The following is a 765-nucleotide window of genomic DNA, read 5'->3' as shown; positions in this document are numbered from 1 at the left end:
GTTTTGGCATTTGGTGGATTGTAGACACCATTCGGATTGGAGTCTGCAACAATTTTACCGACTCTAAAGGAAGAGCGTTGAGTCTTATTCATAGCAACTAGTGCTCGCTTGCAATATACCTAACAAGCAATTTAAGCAGACTGCCAACGCTTGGCATTTCAGTTGGGTTTAGCTTCAGTGTTTACGTTGCTAAGTTTGAGTATATTGGTAGCGTTGTCAGCTACTTAATTGGGCGTTAGGTGTCATGGAGAAACATGTGGAAATAAAAGGTATTGGGGCTCTAATAAAGCGCGAGAGCTATTGGGAAATTGAGCCCATCAATTTAAACGGTGCAACTATTTATATAGAGAAAGAACATGTCACCGACGAGGATGTAGAAGCTATTAAGCGAATATCTGCTTCATGGTTGGAAACAATTAAAGAATGTTACGGCTATATCGAACAAAACCGAGAAAGCTATGGGATGGAAGCAAAAACGTTTTCTAATCCAAATGTGTTTTTAAATTCAACTCTTGAATGGGCTGTTTATTTTGATACCGAAAGTGAGTTGGAAACGGTTGTTGGGGTAGAGTTTTTGGGCAACAAACCAAATCAATTAGTCATTGGGAACTGAACACCTAACAAACTGTTTAAGAATGATTCGCAACACTTGGCATTTTTTCYATGCGTTGTTTTAGTGTTTAAGGTGGTATGCAGCGGCATCGGTATTGCGTTGCTCACACCTTAACAGGGCGTTATACATACGGAGTATATTATGAATATATG

General features: G+C 39.4%; 1 protein-coding gene. It reads left to right on the top strand.

Going from position 1 to position 765, the window contains the following annotated elements; genetic code table 11:
- Positions 1 to 256 precede the first annotated feature (256 nt).
- Positions 257 to 613, top strand: a complete 357-nt coding sequence (locus tag L4C37_RS22390) for a hypothetical protein (protein WP_429770176.1) — start codon at positions 257 to 259, stop codon at positions 611 to 613.
- The last annotated feature ends 152 nt before the right edge of the window (positions 614 to 765 follow it).

This window comes from Vibrio kagoshimensis (genome assembly GCF_050337535.1).
Classification (GTDB): domain Bacteria; phylum Pseudomonadota; class Gammaproteobacteria; order Enterobacterales; family Vibrionaceae; genus Vibrio; species Vibrio gallaecicus.
The sequence above is the reverse complement of the archived record's forward strand: the minus strand, read 5'-3'. Positions and strand labels throughout refer to the sequence as shown.